General features: G+C 63.8%; 17 protein-coding genes and 1 tRNA gene. 9 read left to right on the forward strand and 9 right to left on the reverse strand.

Features of this window, described 5'->3' with window-relative positions; genetic code table 11:
- Positions 1 to 22 precede the first annotated feature (22 nt).
- On the forward strand, positions 23 to 910 hold the full coding sequence (locus tag RCJ92_RS03440; RefSeq protein WP_446753776.1) for a DUF4031 domain-containing protein: 888 nt from the start codon (positions 23 to 25) through the stop codon (positions 908 to 910).
- Between the two features lie 131 nt (positions 911 to 1,041).
- Here RCJ92_RS03440 and groL read toward each other — a convergent pair whose 3' ends face one another.
- From groL to RCJ92_RS03455, 3 genes are all read right to left on the reverse strand, one after another.
- On the reverse strand, positions 1,042 to 2,679 hold the full coding sequence (groL, locus tag RCJ92_RS03445; RefSeq protein ID WP_138174846.1) for a chaperonin GroEL: 1,638 nt from the start codon (positions 2,677 to 2,679) through the stop codon (positions 1,042 to 1,044).
- Between the two features lie 278 nt (positions 2,680 to 2,957).
- A complete protein-coding gene (locus RCJ92_RS03450) occupies positions 2,958 to 3,563 on the reverse strand; it encodes a LytR C-terminal domain-containing protein (RefSeq protein WP_446753777.1) in 606 nt (201 codons plus the stop codon).
- A gap of 56 nt (positions 3,564 to 3,619) precedes the next feature.
- Positions 3,620 to 3,907, reverse strand: a complete 288-nt coding sequence (locus RCJ92_RS03455; RefSeq protein WP_138174850.1) for a DUF3263 domain-containing protein — start codon at positions 3,905 to 3,907, stop codon at positions 3,620 to 3,622.
- A 156-nt stretch (positions 3,908 to 4,063) separates the two neighbouring features.
- Here RCJ92_RS03455 and RCJ92_RS03460 point away from each other — a divergent pair, with 156 nt between their 5' ends.
- Positions 4,064 to 4,837: a uracil-DNA glycosylase gene (locus RCJ92_RS03460; protein WP_249354310.1), complete on the forward strand. Its 774-nt coding sequence runs from the start codon at positions 4,064 to 4,066 to the stop codon at positions 4,835 to 4,837.
- Between the two features lie 29 nt (positions 4,838 to 4,866).
- Here the strand turns inward: RCJ92_RS03460 and RCJ92_RS03465 are convergent, their stop codons facing one another.
- Positions 4,867 to 6,549, reverse strand: a complete 1,683-nt coding sequence (locus tag RCJ92_RS03465) for a threonine/serine ThrE exporter family protein (protein WP_446753778.1) — start codon at positions 6,547 to 6,549, stop codon at positions 4,867 to 4,869.
- A gap of 199 nt (positions 6,550 to 6,748) precedes the next feature.
- Between RCJ92_RS03465 and RCJ92_RS03470 the strand changes: the two genes are divergently transcribed.
- The gene (locus tag RCJ92_RS03470; RefSeq protein WP_446753779.1) at positions 6,749 to 7,804 is read left to right on the forward strand and encodes an LLM class flavin-dependent oxidoreductase; all 1,056 of its coding nucleotides are present in this window, start codon (positions 6,749 to 6,751) and stop codon (positions 7,802 to 7,804) included.
- Positions 7,805 to 7,924: 120 nt separating this feature from the next.
- On the opposite strand, the gene RCJ92_RS03475 is transcribed toward RCJ92_RS03470, so the two are convergent.
- Positions 7,925 to 8,001 (reverse strand) — tRNA-Val (locus tag RCJ92_RS03475).
- A 421-nt stretch (positions 8,002 to 8,422) separates the two neighbouring features.
- On the opposite strand from RCJ92_RS03475, the gene RCJ92_RS03480 reads away from it, so the two are divergent.
- Positions 8,423 to 9,031 carry a GNAT family N-acetyltransferase gene (locus RCJ92_RS03480; protein ID WP_138925641.1) on the forward strand — a complete coding sequence of 203 codons (609 nt, stop codon included), beginning with the start codon at positions 8,423 to 8,425 and terminating at the stop codon, positions 9,029 to 9,031.
- Between the two features lie 8 nt (positions 9,032 to 9,039).
- On the opposite strand, the gene RCJ92_RS03485 is transcribed toward RCJ92_RS03480, so the two are convergent.
- The 3 genes from RCJ92_RS03485 to RCJ92_RS03495 form a co-directional block, all read right to left on the reverse strand.
- Complete coding sequence (locus RCJ92_RS03485; RefSeq protein ID WP_138174856.1) at positions 9,040 to 9,957, reverse strand: hypothetical protein; 918 nt, start codon at positions 9,955 to 9,957, stop codon at positions 9,040 to 9,042.
- Positions 9,958 to 9,964: 7 nt separating this feature from the next.
- A complete protein-coding gene (locus RCJ92_RS03490; RefSeq protein ID WP_171021135.1) occupies positions 9,965 to 11,701 on the reverse strand; it encodes an HsdM family class I SAM-dependent methyltransferase in 1,737 nt (578 codons plus the stop codon).
- Between the two features lie 172 nt (positions 11,702 to 11,873).
- Entirely contained in the window at positions 11,874 to 12,821 is a 948-nt protein-coding gene (locus tag RCJ92_RS03495; protein ID WP_138174860.1) for a DUF808 domain-containing protein, read from the reverse strand.
- A gap of 1,301 nt (positions 12,822 to 14,122) precedes the next feature.
- On the opposite strand from RCJ92_RS03495, the gene RCJ92_RS03500 reads away from it, so the two are divergent.
- The 3 genes from RCJ92_RS03500 (at position 14,123) to RCJ92_RS03510 (ending at position 16,529) form a co-directional block, all read left to right on the forward strand.
- On the forward strand, positions 14,123 to 14,353 hold the full coding sequence (locus RCJ92_RS03500; protein WP_138174862.1) for a helix-turn-helix domain-containing protein: 231 nt from the start codon (positions 14,123 to 14,125) through the stop codon (positions 14,351 to 14,353).
- Positions 14,353 to 15,582, forward strand: a complete 1,230-nt coding sequence (locus tag RCJ92_RS03505; protein WP_138174864.1) for a site-specific integrase — start codon at positions 14,353 to 14,355, stop codon at positions 15,580 to 15,582. Before RCJ92_RS03500 ends, RCJ92_RS03505 begins: the two co-directional genes overlap by 1 nt.
- 194 nt (positions 15,583 to 15,776) lie before the next feature.
- Positions 15,777 to 16,529, forward strand: coding sequence for an FtsK/SpoIIIE domain-containing protein (locus tag RCJ92_RS03510; RefSeq protein ID WP_138174866.1), 753 nt, complete (start codon positions 15,777 to 15,779; stop codon positions 16,527 to 16,529).
- A gap of 215 nt (positions 16,530 to 16,744) precedes the next feature.
- On the opposite strand, the gene RCJ92_RS03515 is transcribed toward RCJ92_RS03510, so the two are convergent.
- Positions 16,745 to 17,017, reverse strand: a complete 273-nt coding sequence (locus tag RCJ92_RS03515; protein ID WP_138174868.1) for an NfeD family protein — start codon at positions 17,015 to 17,017, stop codon at positions 16,745 to 16,747.
- A 613-nt stretch (positions 17,018 to 17,630) separates the two neighbouring features.
- On the opposite strand from RCJ92_RS03515, the gene RCJ92_RS03520 reads away from it, so the two are divergent.
- Entirely contained in the window at positions 17,631 to 19,148 is a 1,518-nt protein-coding gene (locus RCJ92_RS03520; protein WP_138174870.1) for a type I restriction-modification system subunit M, read from the forward strand.
- Complete coding sequence (locus tag RCJ92_RS03525) at positions 19,138 to 20,343, forward strand: restriction endonuclease subunit S (protein WP_138174872.1); 1,206 nt, start codon at positions 19,138 to 19,140, stop codon at positions 20,341 to 20,343. Before RCJ92_RS03520 ends, RCJ92_RS03525 begins: the two co-directional genes overlap by 11 nt.
- Positions 20,344 to 20,351: the final 8 nt, after the last annotated feature.

The following is a 20,351-nucleotide window of genomic DNA, read 5'->3' on the forward strand; positions in this document are numbered from 1 at the left end:
AGCGGGTCGGTAGGCTGGGGCAATGAGCATCCTGATTGACCCACCGCTCTGGCCCGCCCATGGGACCTTGTTCTCCCATGTGGTCTCCGATCATTCGCTGCAGGAACTGCATGAGTTCGCCCGGCGTACCGGCCTGCCGCAGCGGGCCTTCGACCGTGACCACTATGACGTGCCGGAACGCCGGTACCGGCAGCTGGTGGACAGTGGGGCCCAGCCGGTTTCAGCTGGGGAACTGGTGCGCCGGCTGGTGGCGTCCGGGATTCGGGTGCCAGGGCGGCACCGTCCCGAGAAGCTCGACAAAATTCTGCTGCGCCGCTGGGCGCGGACCCTGGAGGTGCCCGGACTGGGCAGGGAGCTGTTGGCAGCCTGGAGCCAGGGGCACCGCAAATACCACGACCGGGTTCACCTCTTGTCGGTCCTTGAGGCCCTGGATGAGCTGATGCCCGAAGACCTGGAGCAGGACGAACGACAGATCCTGGAACTGACCGCCTGGTTCCACGATGCCGTCTACCGGGGCACCGCCCAGGACGAGCAGGACTCCGCCCGCCTGGCCGAAGCCCGGCTCTACGGGCTCATCTCCCCGGGCGCGGTGGGCGAGGTGCGGCGCCTGGTGCTGCTGACCACCACACACAGCCCGCAGGCCGCGGACTATCTGGGGCAGATGTTTTCCGATGCCGACCTTGAGGTGCTGGCCAGGCCACCGGCCGCCTACCAGCGCTACACCGCGGCGATCGCCGAGGAATATTCGCACCTGCCGCAGAAGGACTTTGCCGCCGGACGCTCCCAGATCCTGCAGGCGTTGTTAGACAAGGAACAGATCTTCGCCACCCCCTTGGGCCTGCAGCGCTGGGAAGCGTCCGCCCGGGCGAACCTCAGCCAGGAAATCGAGCAGCTCTCGCGCTGGAGCTGAAACACGGCCCGCCGGCCCCAGCCGCGGCAAGGCACCGCAGCGTGTCAGCTTCGGCGGCGGTTAACGGCGAAACCCGCCCCACCGGTCGCGGTGGAGCGGGTTTCGCGCAGTGTTGGGTTGAACGCGGGAGGCTAGAAGCCGCCCATGCCGCCCATGCCTGCCATCTCGTCGGCACCCGGGGCAGCGGCACCGGCCGGAGCCGGCTTGTCTGCCACGACGGCCTCGGTGGTCAGGAACAGGCCGGCGATCGATGCAGCGTTCTGCAGGGCCGAACGGGTCACCTTCACCGGGTCGTTCACGCCGGCCTCCAGCAGGTCGGTGTACTCGCCGGTGGCGGCGTTCAGGCCGTGGCCTGCGGACAGGCCCTTGACCTTGTCGGCCACAACGCCCGGCTCCATGCCGGCGTTGGCGGCGATCTGCTTCAGCGGGGCCTCGATGGCAACGCGCACGATGTTCGCACCGGTGGCCTCGTCACCTTCCAGGGTCAGCTTCTCGAAGGCAGCGGCACCGGCCTGGATCAGGGCCACGCCACCGCCGGCGACGATGCCCTCTTCCACGGCAGCCTTGGCGTTGCGCACTGCGTCCTCGATGCGGTGCTTGCGCTCCTTGAGCTCCACCTCGGTGGCAGCGCCGGCCTTCAGCACGGCGACACCGCCGGAGAGCTTGGCGTGGCGCTCCTGCAGCTTCTCGCGGTCGTAGTCCGAGTCGGTGTTCTTGATCTCGGCAGCAATCTGGTTCTTGCGACCCTCGATGGCGTCGGCTTCGCCGCCGCCTTCAACGATGGTGGTCTCGTCCTTGGTGATGACGACCTTGCGGGCGGTACCCAGCACCTCCAGGCCGACGTTGTCCAGGGACAGGCCAACTTCCTCGGAAACGACCTGGCCGCCGGTGAGGATGGCGATGTCGGTGAGCATGGCCTTGCGGCGGTCACCGAAGCCCGGGGCCTTGACGGCGACGGACTTGAACAGGCCACGGATCTTGTTCAGGATCAGGGTGGCCAGGGCTTCGCCCTCGACGTCTTCGGCGATGATCAGCAGCGACTTGTTGGACTGCATGACCTTCTCCAGCAGACCAACCATTTCCTTGACGTTGGAGATCTTGGAGTTGACGATCAGGATGTAGGGATCTTCCAGGACGGTTTCCTGGCGCTCTGCGTCGGTGACGAAGTAGGCCGAGATGTAGCCCTTGTCAAAGCGCATGCCCTCTGCCAGTTCAAGCTCCAGGCCGAAGGTGTTCGATTCCTCGACGGTGATGACACCCTGCTCGCCGACCTTGTCCAGCGCCTCGGCGATCAGACCGCCGATTTCGTTGTCGCCAGCGGAGATCGAAGCGGTGGCCGCGATCTGCTCCTTGGACTCGACCTTCTTCGCTGCGGTGAACAGCTCGGAGGTGACGGCCTCAACAGCCTTGTCGATGCCGCGGCGCAGCGCGATCGGATCGGCGCCGGCGGCGACGTTGCGCAGGCCTTCCTTCACCAGGGCCTGGGCGAGCACGGTGGCGGTGGTGGTGCCGTCACCGGCGACGTCGTCAGTCTTCTTGGCGACTTCCTTGACCAGCTCGGCGCCGATCTTCTCGTACGGGTCCTCAAGCTCAATTTCCTTGGCAATCGAGACACCGTCGTTGGTGATGGTGGGAGCGCCCCACTTCTTTTCCAGAACAACGTTGCGACCGCGCGGGCCCAGGGTGACCTTCACGGCATCGGCCAGAGTGTTCAGGCCGCGCTCGAGGCCGCGGCGTGCTTCCTCGTCAAATGCAATCATCTTGGCCATAGTGGCTGGTGGTCCTTTCGGGACTAGCTTGCGAAAATGCAACCGCCAGACAGCGCCCGCGACGGACGAGGGTTCCGCGGGCGGCATCGGACCGCGACGCGTACTGACTCTCGCTATCTGAGGTGTTTCTTGCTCCGGCGCCTCGAATCCGCCGCCACGAAGGGTGAAGGTCAGCTCCACCCGCCTGCGTTAGCAGTCGAAGCACTAGAGTGCTAATACAAATATTGGCACTCCAGCCCCTCGAGTGCAAGCTAGTCGGCTGTGAGCGTAGGTGCGTCTTACTCACTGGGCAGCGGGTCATCAGCCCCCAGCACCACGGTGACCGGGTTGGGGATGTTCTGCGTCTGATAGACGGCCTCGATCTGCAATACCTCGGCCGCCTTTTCGGCGGTCATCCGGTACTGCTCGGTCGTGTAGTAGACCGCAGACTCGGTTTCATCGCGCACCCAGTTGTCCGTGAAGGATCCGGTGAAGCCCTCATCGAGCAGCAGCTGCTGGGCCTGACCGGCAATTCCGGCGACCCCCGCGCCGTTGTAGATCCCCACGCGCACCTGGTACAGCACCAGATCCTCGTCAATGGTGCTGGAGGCCGTGGGCGACTCACTCGGGCTGGGGCTCTCGGAGCTAGGCTCGGCGCTGGCCGAGGCGGTGGGGCTGGGCGTGGGGGTGGACCCCATCAGCTGGTTTTGCCCATTGGGGCCGAAGAAGAAGTAGGAGACGGCGCCGACCAGCAGCACCAGCACAGCGGCAATGGCCACCCAACGGAACTTTCCACCCTTGTCCTTGGAGGCGGCAGCCTGTGCCCAGCCATTGGCATGGTGCGACCCAACGCGGGTGTTGAACTCCGGTACGCGATCGAATTCGTCACGTGGGTAGTTGGTCATTCTCGTCCTTGTTCGATGTCTTGCCGGTCTCCGGGCACGCCTGGCTCAGTAACTGGTCAGTACTTGGCGTTGCCGGTGCGGACACGACGCTTGGTAGTTCGTAGTCTACGCAACCGCTTGACCAGCATCGGATCGTAGGCCAGCGCCGCATCCGTTTCAATAAGCTGATTCAGCAGCTGGTAGTAGTTCGCCGGCGAGATGGAGAACTGCTTGGTGATGGCCTGTTCCTTGGCCCCGGCATACTTCCACCACAGCCGCTCCATGCTCAGGATCTGCTGCGAGCGCTCATCGAGCTCGCTATCTGGATTCATCACGAAATCCACCAAGATGCCTTCATCCGCCATGCTCATCCACCTCGATCCAAACCGTTGGAAACCACTGGGGAACACTCTTCCATCTGGGTATTCCCGGCGCTACGCCATAGACAATTCTAGCCGTTTTCCTCCGCCGGTTCCCGGTGACGCTTCGCACGACGGGCCGCGGCAGGGAAGAATGGTGCCATGAGCTTCGACCAACCGGCCCTGTTCGCCGCATCCGCCGAGCCCGCCGCGGCGAGCTTCACGCCCGAAGATTTCCCGTTCTTCCACGGCGCGGCGGCGATGGCCGAGACCGGGGTCATCGATCCGAGCTGGGTGCCAACGCTGCTGCCGCTGGACCACACGCTGCGCACCCTGGCCCGCCGGCTCTCGGAACGCTCGCTGACCGGTGAACAGATTCTGCCCGAACCCCGGCTGATGTTGCGTGCCCTGCAGCTGCCCGTTCAGCGGGTGAAGGTGCTGATCCTGGGCCAGGATCCCTACCCGACACCGTCCCACCCGGTGGGGCTGAGCTTTTCCACCGACCGGCAGGTTCGCCCGCTGCCGCGCAGCCTGAAGAACATTTACCGGGAACTGGAAGATGACCTGGGCGTGGCGCCAGCGGTCCACGGGGATCTGAGCGCCTGGCAGGAGCAGGGGGTGATGTTGCTGAACCAGACGCTGTCGGTGGGTGCCGGGCAGGCCGGATCGCACCAGAAACTCGGGTGGGATGCGGTGACCAACGCGGTGATCACCACCCTGAACCGCCGCACCCCGGCGGTGGTCGCGATCCTGTGGGGTGCGCACGCCCAAAAACTGGCTCCGGCGATGCCGACGATGGTTCAATTGCGCAGCGCCCACCCCTCGCCGCTGTCGGCCTCCCGCGGGTTCTTCGGTTCCCGGCCCTTCAGCGCGGTGAATCGTGAACTGCAGCAGCTGGGCCTGTCGCCGGTGGATTGGCAGCTGCCGCCGGCCTAGTCGGCCCGGCGGCATGGTCAGCCAAGGCGTTACCGGCGTCGAATGCGTTTGCGTTCCCGTCCGGCCCCGGCAATCAGCGGACGGCAGAGCGTGTCGCCGAACACGACGCCGCCGGCGATCGAGAGCATGATGGCAAAGGCGTTGAACATCTCCACCAGCGCCTGGTCCATGGCGTCGGTTTCCAGCACGATCCCGTACATGGAACGGAAGATCATCAGGCCCGGCAGCAGGAAGTACACCCCGGGCGAGGCAATCACCAGCTGCGGGGTGCGCAGCTTCTCCGAGGTGAACCGGGCGGCAAAGCCGATCACGGTGGCCACCACGGCCGGGGTGGCCCGCTCCCCCAGCCCCAGCGCATTGCACACCAGCAGCACCAGATAGCCGATGACCGCGATCACCACAGTGGGCAACACGAGCTTCTTCGCGGTCTGTTCGGAGATCGCGCCGGCGGCGATGGCCACCGCCACCAGCAGGATCATGAACCACTGCGGATAGGAGATCTGCTGGATCTGGTGCACGTCCACTTCGGTGCCGCCGAGCACAAAACTGATCACCAGGGCCACCGAGATGCCGGTGAGGATCGCGGTATAGATCAGCCCGGCGGAAAACAGCCGGCCCACCGCGGTCACCGGGAAGCCGTTGATCGCGTCCTGCAGGGCCGAGACAAAGCGCACCGAGGGCAGCAACAGCAGGATGCCGCCGGCGACCACCAGTGCGGGGTCAATGGGTGCGTGGACCGCGAAGCCGATCAGCGCCACCGCGGTCACCGCACAGGTGGATGCCGCCACCGTGAAGAATTCGGGCACCCGCCAGCGGTTGCCGAACTTCATGATCTGCGAAACCAGAGAGGAGGAACCGAAGGCGATCAGCGCGCCCAGGGCCGAACCTCCGATGAACAGCACGAACGCGGCGGCGAACACGCCGCGCGCGGTGGCCACGAACCAGCGCGGGAAGGGACGCGGCTTGCGCATGATCACCTGCAGCCGCGTCGCAGCCTGGGTGATTTCAATGCCCCCGGAAATCACGTCGGAGACCAGCTCGTGCACCAGGCACAGTCCGGCGAAGTTCGCGGTCGAGGAGCGCACTACGCGCAGCACCGAGAACCCGTCCGCGTCGGTCGGGTTGTAGTTCAGGTGGATCGACTGGTTGGTGACATCCACATCCACGTGCTTCAGCCCCAGCGCCGCGGTGACCGCGATGACGCTGGTCTCCACCTCCAGGGCCCCGGCCCCGTAGCGGAAAAGCGTTTCGGCCAGATCCAGCGCGAATTCCAGGACCGGGCGGGCCGAAGCCTCGGTGTCCTTGATCTGGGGGTTGGCGTAAGGGGTGCCCTTGAGCCGTTCGACGATGTTCAGCGCCTGGGTGGGCGGGGCGTCGGAAACCCACATCTTGGCCAACAGGCGCCGGGCGACCGGGTTCGCGCGGGTGGGCACCACGGTCACCCCGTCTTCGGTGGTCACCTGGCCGGTCCGGGCCTCCAGGTCGCCGATCTCCGCGGCGGCGATGGTGGCGGTGGGGTCCTCGGGGACCGGTGGGGCATCATGCAGCGGCCACGAAGAGGTGTAGGGCTGGCTTGGTTCGCTGGCTTCCAGAGGGGATCCAAGCCTGATTTCGTTGGCGCTGATGCGTGGCAGACTCGAGACCTTCGGATCCGGGTCCGCCCCCGGATTCACCTGCTCCCGGGGCTCGTTCTCCCGCTCCTGCTGCGCCACCGATCTACCCCCTTAAACGAAGTTGCCTGCTACGACTTCACGATACAACCGCGGCATGGGCTTAGGCTGGATCCATGCTGAGGAAACCGCCCGGGATCTGTGATTTCTAAAACACCGGCTCGGGGGAATGAATCAGCCACCCCGAAGGGTTACCAGAATGCATGTATTTGCATAAAAGTCTCGAGGAAAGGTGGTTCCGGTGAGCACCCAGTCAACCGGGTCAACGAAGCTGGAAATCGGCGTGGAAACCTTCGGTGACATCACCGTGGACGCGAAGGACAAATTGCTGCCGCACGGCCAGGTGCTGCGCAACGTAGTCGCCGAGGGACGCCTGGCCGAGGCCTCGGGCCTGGACTTCTTCGGGGTGGGCGAACACCACCGGGACGACTTTGCTATCAGCGCCCCGGAAGTGGTGCTCGGCGCCCTGTCGCAGGTGACTGAACGGCTCCGGCTGGGCAGTGCGGTGACCGTGCTCTCCAGCGATGACCCGGTACGCGTCTACGAACGCTTCGCCACCCTGGACGGGCTCTCTGGCGGCCGGGCGGAGATCATCGCCGGTCGCGGGTCCTTCATCGAGTCGTTCCCGCTGTTCGGCTACAACCTCACCGACTACGAGACCCTGTTCGAGGAAAAGCTGGAGCTGCTGGCCCGGTTGCGCCACGGCGAACCGGTCAGTTGGAGCGGACAGACCCGTACCGCGTTGGAGGAACAGCAGGTCTATCCGCTGCTGGAATCCAGCGAACTGCGCACCTGGGTCGGAGTCGGAGGCAGCCCCGAATCGGTGATCCGCGCCGCCCGACACGGTCTTCCGCTGTTCCTGGCGATCATTGGCGGGCAACCCGCGGCCTTCGAACCTTTGGTGAGCCTCTACCACAAGGCCCTGGACTCCTTCGGCAAACCGGACCAGCCGGTCGCCGCGCACTTCCATGGTCTGGTGGCCGACAGCGACGAGGAAGCCCTGGAACTGCTGTGGCCGCACTACCAGCGGGCGATGAACCGGCTGGGAGCCGAGCGCGGTTGGCCGCCGGTTTCGAAGATGCGTCTGCAGGCAGCCATGGGGCCGGACGGGGCAATGCTCGCTGGCAGCCCGGACACCGTGGCCCAAAAAATCGCGCGCTTTGCCCAGATGCTGGGTCTGAGCCGGGTGGATATGAAGTATTCCAACGGCACGCTGCCCCACGAAGTGATGATGCACAGCATTGAGCTGTTGGGCACCGTGGTCAAGCCGCGGGTTCACGAACTGCTGGCCCAGTAGCGCGGCGAACCGTTCCCGGCCGGGCCTGCCGAGCAGGAGCTTGCTTGGGACTTAACCCGCCAGGAACCGCTTACCCGCTTGGATACGAGAAAACCCCCACAAGATTCTTGTGGGGGTTTTTGGTGGATCTTACTGGACTCGAACCAGCGACCTTTCGCGTGTGAGGCGAACGCTCTAACCAACTGAGCTAAAGATCCAGAAGTGCTTTCCGCAGTTTCTCACCGCGGCACCTAAACGATATTACTGGCATTTTCCGCCGCCACCAAATCGGGGTCGATCCTCCTGCCGACAGGCGTCCTTTTCGGCGCTTTTCCGTGCTGCACGGCGCAGCGTTTGAGCGCCGATAGCCCACCGTGACGACGGTTAACACAGATTTAACATTCCGGACCCCTTTCCCGCTTGTTCCCGACGCTTTGGAACCGCATAATTTTTCTGTGGCTCATCGAGCCGCCAAACTGGGCCCTACAAGGAAGCTGCCGGAAGCCGCCGGCAACGGTCCCCTAAAGGCCAACGAAACCCTCCGTCACCAGGGGTGACGGAAATCTTTTCCTTTCGTTCGTTCTTGACTTCTTAGGACCGATCCCAGTGCTCCCCTTCTTGGACTATGCCCTGTCTGCCATGCCTCCAACCGCCGCCGAGCGCGAGGAGCTGGCCCGCCTCTACCCACGTGTTGACGCCCGCTGGCATCAGAAAATGGACCGCGCCCTGTTGGTGGTCACAGTGCGCGATGCAGGCGCACTGGTTGCGGCGGGGATTGTCCACGACAGCGTGGTGGCTCCCACCGAACTGATGGATGCGGTGGAGCTGGGCTGCATGGTGGTTGATCCGCGCTACCGGCGGATGGGCATTCGCCAGCGGGTCGCCGAGATGCGGCTGGCCCATGCCCTGGACGCGGGACGCACTGCGATCACCGTCATTCACGCCGCTAATCCGGCGTCGTGGGCCTTCTACGAGCGCTCCGAGCTGTGGGCCTTGGAGCGCGAGTACGAGTTCGACGGGCAGGGCATGTTCATCTACCAGGCCACCGCCGCAGCCCGCGACTGGGCGAACAGCCTCCCCCTGTCCCTTGGAACCGGTCAACCTTCACTGGATCCGGTGCCGGTCCAGGCACAAGACAGGGTCCACCCGGTCCTGCCGACCATTACCGTGCCGCACGCGCTGGGATGCGCGCCGTGTCGTTGCGGTAGCCAACAGACCGACCACGACCTGCACCCGGCTGGTTACTAGCAGCGGGGCTAGAAGAGCGGGTCCTGCAGGTCCGCAGCCGGGTCCTTGCTGGACACGGGCTCCGGGATCCCGTCCCGCCGGGCCCGTGCCACCTCGTGCAGGTCGATGGGAGTCACCTGCAGCACGGTGTCGATCATGGTGGCCATGAACTGTTCGGTGGCCACGTCTTCGGGCACCGCGTCGTGCTCCACCTGCACGGTAGGGTTCGGGTCGGCTTCATCCCAGTCCACCAGCAGTAGACCGGTGGCCGTATAGCCGTAGCCGTCCCCGAAATCACGCAGCTTGCGGATCATATCCACGGTGCGGCGGAACGCGGCCGGTTCGGTGCGCAGGATCGTGGCTCGCTGCACGAAGTAGAAGCCCACGGCAGCCAACGGGTAGCGGGCGCGCAGGTTGGCGGCGTCCCCATACGCTTCCTCGTAGCGGTTGGCCAGGTTCTTCCCGAACGATGAAGTCATTGCCTTGGTGCTCAGCAGCAGTTCCGGGCCCCGCGACCAGTGGGTCATCACCACATCGGTCTGCTTCATGTAGGCCCGACCCAGGATCCGGGCATCGGTGCTGCCGGCCTTGCCGGCAAGGATCGCCTCGTGAACTTCCTCGGCCAGTCGTTCGGGCAGCCGGCGCAGCAGGTCCAGGATGTCGGAGGAAAGCACCCGCGGCGCCTCGGTGCGCGGCCACACCAGATCCTGATCGAACCCGGCACGCCGCAGCTCGTGGGCCAGCCACGCATCCACTGCCTGGGCAAAGCGGCCGGAGCGGGTGACGGCCTTGGATCGCACCGGGATGCTCAGCAACTGTTCAAGCAGCGAGTAGGACGGCTGGAACTGCTGTTGCACGGCCCCTTCCAGCAACCAGGGAGAGTCCTTGGCGGCGCTGGAGAGCACCGTATCGAATTCGGCAAAGGCCAGCGTCTTCTCGTGCCCCATCTGGTTCCTAGTTCCCCGTTTCCCTGCCGTTGGAGTTGTTCATTCCGGTCTCGGCATTCTTCCCTGCCCGCACCGCGTGCCCGATGTTGGCCTGCGCCTTCCGCACCGCCTTGCCGCGCAGCTTGCGCCGCTGCAGCAGATGGGTGCGGGAGTCCTCCAGGCAGCAGCGGGCCGCCGCGTCCAGGCCGAGCATCCGGCCCAGCACGATCTCGTCCACCAGCGCGCTGGCCTGCAGCTTCTGTCCGGCCCGCAGCAGCCTGGCAACCTCCGGCCGAATGGCACGCAGCGCCGGGGCGTGTTCCTGGACTAGGTGTGGGCTGGGCACCGGCAGCCGGTCGGCCTCCGAGGGTTCCAGCTTCAGGATCCCCCCGCCATAGGAGCGACCCACAATCTCGGCGCCCAGCATGGTCAGCGTGTTCAGGGACGCCAGCGGCAAAAGTTCCCGGCCCACCTCACGCACATCCGCCCCCAAGTAGACCCCGTGGATGGAGTTGATGTGATGCACCTGGGCATGGTTCGTGGTCAGTCTGGGGGTATCGGCGTTCATGTAGGTCATGAACAGATCCGGCACCGCCAGGATCGGAACCCGCCACCAGGGGGTGCGCACCCGGCACTTGTATGCGGAGTCGACGCCCATCTGCTGCCCGGCGGAAATCAGCTCCTGACCCGCCGGGGAGGCAGAGCCCTGCGGGCGGAACAAGTAGGTGGCTGCACCGTGCTCACGCAACCTCTCCCAGTCCTCCTGCCCCAGTTCCAGTCCGCGAAGGTGGCGGGAACCCGGTGGGGAAATGCGGATCAGGTCCTGCTCGGCCAGCCCCAGCTCGGCCACGTCCGGCTCGCTGAGCGTAAACCACTTGTTGTTCCCGGTCACGGCCCCCAGGGAGGTTTCACCCCAGGTCTGCAGCGGAACGAATTCGGCGTTGGCCAGTGCGGTGTCGTAGATGCCGCGCGCTTCCAGGGAGGCCAGCGAACTGGTCCAGCGTTCGGCCGGGTCACTCACCGGATGCAGCACCCCGGGCTCTAGGCTTTGCAGGCCCAGGGCGTTGTGCACCTGGTGCAGCCGGAACGCCCCGCTGCCCGGCTGCCCGTACCCGTCGGCCAGCAGCAGCACCACTTCCTCCTGGGCGTCGGCGAACACCCGCTCCTGGAACAGCACCAGGCTGACGGTGCTGAAGCGTTCGAGCAGCATGGCGCGCACCGGGGCCGCGTAGTTCACAAACATCAGCTCGGCGGGCAGCACCAGCGCCAGGCGTCCGCCTGGCCGCAGGAAAGTGGTTGCGTGGGCCACGAATGCGGCCCACACCGAGGCCAGTTCGTTCAGCTCCACCCCGGCCGCCCGGGCCGCGCGGCGGGAGAGCTCACGGTCGGCCCCGCGGTGCAGCTGGTAGCGCACGTAGGGCGGGTTGCCGATCACCGCGTCCATGTCCTGGCGACCGGTGACCTCAAAGAAGTTAGCGCAGCGGATTTGCGCGCTGGCCCCGTGCTCGGCCAGGATCCGTTCGGCGGCGTGCACCGACGGCTCATGCAGTTCAATGCCGTGCAGGCTGGCGGCCCCGCGCCCGTCATCAAGCAGTTCATGCGCGACGGTCAGGAACTGTGCTTCTCCGCAGGAAGGTTCCAGGACCCGGCGAGCACCCTGGTCCAGTGCCCAGCCGGTCATGAAGCGTGCTATGGGTTCCGGGGTGAAGTAGGCGCCGCGCCCATGCCGGGCCGCGGCTGCTGCCTTTACTTGTTCACTGCTCAACACGCTTTGATCTTTCCATGGCTCGCCGACACTTTAGCCCGGTTCTGCCCCATCCGGCGGCCCGGTTCCGTTCCCGACCGCAAGGCGAGTGCGGCAACGGCCGTATCCGACCAATCCTATCCACAACCAGGTTCACCGCGCCCCTGCGGATGTCACCGCACGGGGCCCGGGATTAGGCTTGCTGGGCGCTGCGGCCCTGGCGGATCCGGCGGATCCCCAGCACGATGCCAGTCACGACGCTGCCCACCAGCAGTCCGGCGACGCAGGAGAGCCCGGTGTTCACCAGCCACCCGATAACCGGACCAGCGGAGCCGGTGGCTCCGGCGGCCGCCAGTTCCAGGTGGTGCACCAGCGCGTAGGGGGCATGCCAGCCCAGCTCGTCCAGACCGACCAGGATGATGTGTCCGCCAACCCAGAGCATGGCCACCACACCGACCTTGCCCAGCACGGACATGATCACCGGCATCGCCTTGACCAGGGTCCGGCCGATCAACTGCAGGAAGTGGGAGGTGCGCTGGGCCAGGTGCAGACCGACATCATCCATCTTCACGATCAGCCCGACCACCCCGTACACCACAATGGTCATGCCCAGGGCCACCGCGATCAGGATCATGGTGCGCATCCAAAAGCCCTCGGCGGCGACCTCGTTCAGGGAGATCACCATGATCTCCGCAGACAGGATCAAGTCCGTGCGCACCGCGGCACCGATGATCGACTTTTCATCGCGCACCTGTTCGCCGGACACCGGGTCGTGGTGGCGGATGATGTGCAACAATTCCAGCACCTTCTCCGCCCCTTCGAAGACAAGGTAGGTGCCGCCCAGCATCAGCAAGGGGGTTAGCGCCCAGGGGGCAAACTGTGAGAGCAGCAGCGCCAGCGGCAGGATGATCAGCAGCTTGTTGCGGATTGAGCCCAGCGCAATCTTCCACACGATCGGCAGCTCGCGCTTGGGCGAAATTCCGGCCACATATTGCGGGGTGACCGCGGCATCATCCACCACGACACCCAGCGCCTTGCTGCTGGCCTTTCCGGCGCCCAAGGCCACATCGTCCAATGAGGTGGAGGCCAGCTTGACCAGAGCCGCGATGTCGTCGAGGAGTGCTACCAGTCCACCGGCCATCGTTCGTCCTTTGCTCGAAGAAGGTTTCGGGCTTACGCCGGCTTCCAGAATACCGAGTCAACTCCCCCGCTGAGCCTGCGGCACCACCGCATGCGGGTTGTTCTCAGCACACTTTTGTCTTCGAACCAGCTTCCGGCGAGCGCCCCGGACGTACACGAGCGCTGTCTTTGGTCGAAGTGGGGCACCGGGTTCCGCAGAAAGTCGGTTTCTCAGCTCCTCACATCGGCTCCCGAACGCTTAGGAACGGGCCGACAAGCTCGCGCCGAACGGTTGTGGTTCCACCATCTGTGCCCTAGTGGTTGCGGCGGTCGGTGCGACCAGTGGCTGGGCAAACCTGGGCGGCAGGGCATGGGCGACCGCACTGTAAGGCCAGTACTTCACCCGAAATGTAACCGAACCGCTTCGCCTGGCCCGGTCAAAGAAGGAACTGATTATGGTTCCAGGGGCTTCCAGTCCTACTACCTGCAGGACTGGGGTAGGCAATGAAACATGCAGAAACCGCAACTGGTCGCTGATTGGGTCAATCATTGCGACCAGGCTCGGTCCTTCGTGGACGGAGACCAACCCCATCACATCATCCAGTGGTTCCCGGGGCCCGGTCATAATGACCGGCATGCCCGGCATCCAACCGTGTTGCTGCAGGTATTGGCGACCATGGCGGGTTCCGATCAGTTCCGAGACCCGCTGTGCGGTACGCGACCGGGCGACTCGACCTGGCATTTGTCCTAACCTCCACAACTCGCAACTTCCAGAATGTCCCCATCAGTCACGCTGCGTGTGAGTGGAACCGACTACGAGCAGCAACGCAAGAACGGTTGCCACAACAACGGCAGGTGTAGGGAGAAGATAGCCGCGAAGATTCAGATCTTCCAGATTTTTGAGGATTCTCTCAGGGTACCGATGTCCCTCGGGCGGCGAACGCGATGGTTACCGGACGTCAGAGGGCCAGCCCTGCACGCTCAAGTCAGCCCTAATGGCGGGAAGGGTGAGCGTTGGGAAAGGGAAAAGCAAAACCCCCGGGAACATGCTCGAACGCGCATGCTCGCCGGGGTGAAGAGAGCCCCCTACCGGATTCGAACCGGTGACCTTCAGTTTACACAGCGAGGCAAAACACCTGATTCCGCGCCACCGAAATATCGGGGATCGACACGCTAAACCGCGAGATGACAAGGAAGAAGTACTCACGGACGATTACCGCAAGTTACCGGCGCTTACCGGCGACCCTCGCTCCAAAACGTCGAGTAAACGTCGAGCAGAAGTCGCGAGTGAACCGAAATCGAACCCCGCCCCTTAGTAGGCTTATGACCGAATCACCATCACAGAGCCTGCCCACGCAGGCCGATGCCCTGCCCGTCTACTTGACCCGTGCCGAAGCCGCACTCCTGCTCCGGCAGCGTCCCCAGACCCTGGCGAACTGGGCCAGCACAGGGAGGGGCCCTCGCTGCGCCCGGGTGGGGAACCGGGTTCTTTACAAGCGCGATGAGGTCCTCGCATATGTAGAGGGCCTGCTCTCTGACAAGGCGGCGGCATAATGGGGCGCCGTGCACTGCAGCCGGGCGAGCTTTCCGTGACCGCGGTGACCTCCTCGACTGACGATTCCGGGCGGAAGCAGTGGACGGCTCGTGGTGCCTTCCGCGACACCAGCGGCACGCGGCGGGTCCTCACCGCCCAGGGGCGCACAAAAACCGCCGCCGAGCTGGGCTTGCGCGCCAAACACGCGGACCGGCTGCGCAACGGTGTCGCTTCCTCCAGTGAAATGCCAACCGTCAAGGACATAGTCGAGCTCTACCTCGCGTCCTTGCAAGTCAAGAGCCCCGAAGCGCGCACCACCGGGCAGAAAGCCATCACCACGTCCTCGCTGAGGCCGTACAGGAACTCGGCAGATCATGCGCTCCGACTGCTGGGCGGCGTACGCCTGCATGAGCTCACCGTGGCTCACGCCCAGGCACAGCTGCTGACACTCATTGATCCCACCACCTTGGAGGGTGCCACCCGGGCTCGGCACGTCAAGGGACTCCTCTCCCGCGCCATGGGTAATGCGATGCGTCTGGGGGTCTACGCGGGGCGGGACAACGTTTTTGACCACGTGCGGCTGCTTACCAAGGGTGTGACCCCGGTGGAGGCGCCTTCTCCGAGTGACCTCGCGATTTTGCGGCAGATCCTGCACGAGCGGGTTGCAGGAAAGGGTTTTCCCGGTAGGCCGCCTCACCCGCGCGTGATTCACGCCACCGAGCTCATGCTGGAAACCGGGGCTCGAATTGGAGAAGTCATGGCCCTGCGCTGGCGGGACGTGGATCTGACCGCTGGCACTATCCACATTTGCGGAACACTGGATGAAAACAGCCGGTTGGTCCGTCAGACGTATCCAAAGACCGCAAACTCCGAGGGCTACCTACGGATAGGTCCTGAGATCACCAGAATGCTTGCCCGGATTCACGAGGTCACAGAGTACAAGGGCTTGGACGATCCGGTTTTTGCCACCGCTCGCGGCACCTTCACCGCACCGTCGGCGATCCGCAGGTCCCTAAAAACGATTCTGGAGCAGAGCGACCACAAGCTGCCGGTTTATATCCATCCGCACGCCTTCCGGCGGGCTGTCGCCACCATCGTCAGCGAATCCCACGGGATTGAGGCCGCCGCGGCACAGCTGCGCCACACGGACTCGCGCACCACCCTCGCCCACTACATTCAGCGACCAAAAACTGCACCTGACCGGATCAGTGCCCTGACAGCCCTGAACGCAGGAAGAAAGATTGACTAGGTGTTTTACAACGCGTGAACCGAATTCGATCTATCCCCCTTAGTACCTGTAGAGCCGCTGGGGAGCTGGCTCAAGATGGGGCGGTGAGCTGGGGAGCGACTGCACCACTTTTAGAAAGGCAAGCATGACCCATGGGGATGGGCAGGCTAGCAAAGGGGACGCGGGGCGGCTTGGCCGGAAGAGCGGTGGACTCTGTGGAGGAAGCCGCCGAAGCCCTGGATGCCGTGTACGCGGAGGTGCGCCGCAGAGTAGAGGTGATCGACCAGGCTGGGGCTGAAAATTGGCAGGATCTGCCCGCCGGGAGCATTCGTCCCTGGCTAGTGGTGATTGACGAGTGGGCTGGGCTCATCGCGGTTGATAAGAAGCCTTCTGGTGACCCAAAAGCAAGCCCAGTGGTTAAGGAAATGCTGGACGACTGGAATGCGCATTCCTCCAACGTGGCCCGGATCCAGGGTAAGGTCGCCATGATCGCGCGTGAAGCCCGCTCTGCCGGCATCCACCTGCTCATCCTCACCCAGCGGCCGGATGCCACCGACCTGCCAGGTCAGGTGCGCGAGCGGATGGGCACCGTGGTGCAACTTGTCTCCCCCGCCCGCCTGCCTTCCCGTGAGGCGCTGGGCATGCTGTTCCCCGGTGAAATGGCCGCCCAGGCGAGCGAGGAAATCTCCGACCTCTTCTCAGGTCGCCCGGGCTTCGGTCTCTCCTACACGGATGGGGGCACCGTTCAGGGCTTCCAAGCAGTACTCATTGAGCCTGAGGAGGTTGCTCCATACCTCGCAGAAATCGGGGTCCCGCGTAGCGTGCCGCTGCGACTATCCGGCCAGCGCGATAATCGCGCGGGCAGCCCACGGCAGGCCACCCCGGCCACGCAGCCTGCCGCTGCCCCGGTGACAGTTCCCGTTCCGGTATGGGCTACGCGCCACGCGGAGAACGAACCGGACTGGTGAGGTGAGGCCCGCACCTGCTCAGCGCCGGCTATGCTTGCTCGTACGCTTGGCACCAGGTGCGGGTCAACCCAACTGTTACGGCGTGATCACCCAACGTAGGACAAGCAACAGTTGGGCGGGAGCCGACCCGAACGGCTGGACGCGCGTCAGTCTTGGCCAGGCCCGCGGTCTCGGTGACGTCCTGCATGATGTTCGCCTCGGAGACTCCAATGCGTTCAACGCAGGTGCGCGCGTCGTCCGGCGACTTGCGCAGGTGACGCATGGCGATCGGCCGGACAGAGAAAAAGCATGCCGATGGAGGCCATGTCGAACAGGACGACCTGAAGCCATGCGGGAGCACCGGCAAAATCGGCTGCCGCGCCTGTCAGTGCGCCGACGCCGAGCATGATGAAGTACAGGTCTAGCGAGAAAATCTCGATGACGGCGAGGATGAGGAACGCGGCGGCCAAGAAGGCCCAGGCGTCCTTGATGATCCGTTGTGCAAGCACGGGGATTCCTTGTCGTTAGCGCCTGCCCCAGGACGGTTCAGGCTCTCCCCCGTTTATGCGGCGAAATATGGGCTGGGCTCATTTCGGGCATCATTGCCCGCCGAGTATCTCCTTTGGCTATACTCCTGGCCCAGTTACCCCAGTCCGAAAGATTTTCGGACACGTTTTCGGACAAGAAGAACAAGGCCCCCTCTACTACTACTTACCTTTATATATAAGGAATATTAGTTAAATAGCATTAACTGGCGCCTCATCTGCCCCACTTGTCCGGTTAAACACACGTCCCCTAGAGGGAACGGATTGTTGATTCACTTTCCATCAAATCCCTCTAGGGGGTGTTGTTTTCCGCCGGGTAGCTGGGGTTTCTGGGGCAGGCGCTCATTTAGCCGTGGAATCCCGCGGAAGTTGGGCCGGATTTTGTTGTCCAGGTGCCTGGGGCAGCCGGACAACACCCCGGACACTTAGTTACCGAATTGCTTTGAGTCGCCAGCTGTCGGGCCGACTCAATACATGAGGGACAGTCCATAATCGAGCCTTCTCGCAGGAGTTTGGCATGATGGAATGAAACAGCCGCGGAATTTCGTGGACATGGCCAAAGGAGCACGGAAGCCCAGTGACACTCGCACCCACTGAACCAGGTCACCTCACCCAGCAGCAGCTGGAATCCACCCTGTGGGCGGCCGCCAATGCCCTGCGCGGGCCGGTGGATCCCGGCGACTTCAAGGCGTACGTGTTCCCGGTCATGTTCTTCAAATGGATCAGCGACAACTGGGACTACCAGCACGCCCAGGCGGTCGCCGACTTCGGCGATGAACTCACCGACGAGGCCGAGGCCGACTACCACCCGTTCGTCATCCCCGACGGCTGCCACTGGGCGGACGTCTTCGAGACCACCTCCGGCACCGGCGAGAAGCTGCAAACCGTGCTCAAGCAGCTGCAGCTGGCCAACCCCGAGTCCCTGGCCAACGTCTTCGGGGATGTGAACTGGGCGAACCAGGACCGGCTCCCCCAGTCGGCACTCACCGCGCTGCTGAACACCTTCCACTCGGTGCGGCTGGATCCGGACTCGGTGTCCGGGGACATGCTCGGCTCCGCCTACGAATACCTGCTGCGTGAGTTTGCTGAAGCCTCCGGCAAGAAGGCCGGCGAGTTCTTCACCCCGCGCCACGTCGTGCACCTGCTCGTGAAGCTGCTGGCCCCGCAGCACGGGGACAGCATCGCCGACCCCGCCTGTGGCTCCGGCGGAATGCTGGTCGAAACCGTGGCCGCGATCAAGGCGGCCGGCGGCAACCCGCACACCCTGCGCCTGTACGGGCAGGAGGTCAACCTGACCACCAGTGCGATCGCCAAGATGAACCTCTTCCTGCACGGCATGGAGGACTTCACCATCGCCCGCGGTGACACCTTCGGCTCCCCGAAGCTGAAGGACGGCGACGCGCTGCGCACCTTCGACATCGTCATCGCAAATCCGCCGTTCTCACTCCAAAATTGGGGTGCCGCCGACTGGGTGAAGGATCCGTACGGGCGCAACAAGTACGGCGTCCCGCCGGCGAAGAACGGCGACTGGGCATGGATCCAGCACATGATCGCCACCATGAAGCCCGGCACCGGCCGGGTCGGGGTGGTCATGCCGCACGGCACCCTGTTCCGTGGTGGCGCCGAGGCGCGCATCCGTGAAGCGGTGGTGCGCGACAATATCCTCGAAGCCGTCATTGGCCTGCCGAACAACCTGTTCTACTCGACCAGCATCCCGGTGGCGATCCTCGTGTTCCGCGACCGCAAGCCGGCCGAGCGTGAGAACAAGGTACTGTTCATTGACGCGAGCGAACGGGTTCAATCCGGCAAGAACCAGAACAGCATGTCCGACGAGGACATCAAGGTGATCGACGCCGCCTACAAGCAAGGCGTGGACATCGACGGTGAAGAAGGGCTGAGCCTGCGCCTGGTCGACCTGGCCGAAATTGAGGACAACGGGTTCGACCTGAACATTGGCCGCTACCTCAAAAACGAAACCGTCGCTGAAGCCAATGTGGAGGAAGCACTCATTGACTACAAGGAATCCCGGGAACGGCTCGCCGCGGCTGAAGCCGTCCTGGCCGAGCGACTGAAGGCGGCCGGCTATGACTTCTAACTGGGAAACCGTGCGGCTGGGTGACCTAATCTCCAAGCGCACCGACTTTACAGCTGTTGAGCCATCCTCCGAGTACGAGATAGTTGGGGTTCAGAGAAGCGGCTGGGGGCTGGCGCGAAGAGCGCCTATTCGCGGGGACTCTATGAAGTTCACGAAGCTCATGAGGCTAGAGTCGGACAACTTGGTATACCGCACGATCACCGCTTTCGAGGCCCCTTCGACTGTGGTCACGAAGGATTTTGAAGGCGCATTTGTCACACCTCAGACGTTTCCCGTCTTCAGGCTGGACACGGGTAGAATCCTGCCATGTTTCATGGCGCTTCTCACGACGTTTCCGTCATTTCACGATGCGATGGCTGAGCGCTGCACAGGGTCGGTGTTGCGCCGTAAAACCTTGTCGGTGGGGGCCTTCGAGTCCATCCCTGTTGCTCTCCCGCCTCTTGCCGAGCAGCGTCGAATCGTTGATCTGATCGGTGCCCTGGACAACACCATCGAAGCGGCCGAGGATTTGGAAAGCGACATCAGTAGGACACGGCTTGAAATCGCCAATTCTTTGTGGCTAACCGGAAATAACTTCGTTGAAATCGAAAAACTTGGCAAAACAGTCACGGGTGCCACTCCATCGACCAAAAACGAAGATTTCTGGGCAACGAATGACGTGCCATTTGTAACTCCGTCGGATCTAGACAAGTCTGGTGCAGATGTCTCTCGATACACTCGCTTCGTAAGCAAGGCCGGTGCCAGCAAGAATGGTCGATCTGTGCCGGCTGGGGCTGTTCTTCAGGTTTGCATCGGAGCATCCGTCGGGAAAGTTGGCGTGACGACTGAAGAAGCAACCTTCAATCAGCAAATTAATGCCATCACAGGGATGGATGAATCCGCTGCTAGGTTTGTGGCATTGATGCTTTCGAGTGACTATTTTCAGTCCGCCATAGCAACCGAGGCCGGGGTCTCGACAATGCCGATCGTCTCGAAGTCCAAGTGGAATAGCATGACAATTCCGTGGTTGACTCGCAGCGACCGGGTAGCAGCGTCACGAGTCGCAGAGGAATTGCAAAATGCGAGGCAACTAGCGGCAGAGCACTCCAGGTCCCTGCGCACCCTTCGGTCGGAGCTGCTGACCGCGCTGCTGTCGGGTGCTCACGAGATTCCGGAGGCGTACGACTTGGTGATTCCAACCGCGTCGGTGTCGTAATGAGCGCA

The organism is Glutamicibacter sp. BSL13, from assembly GCF_052928425.1.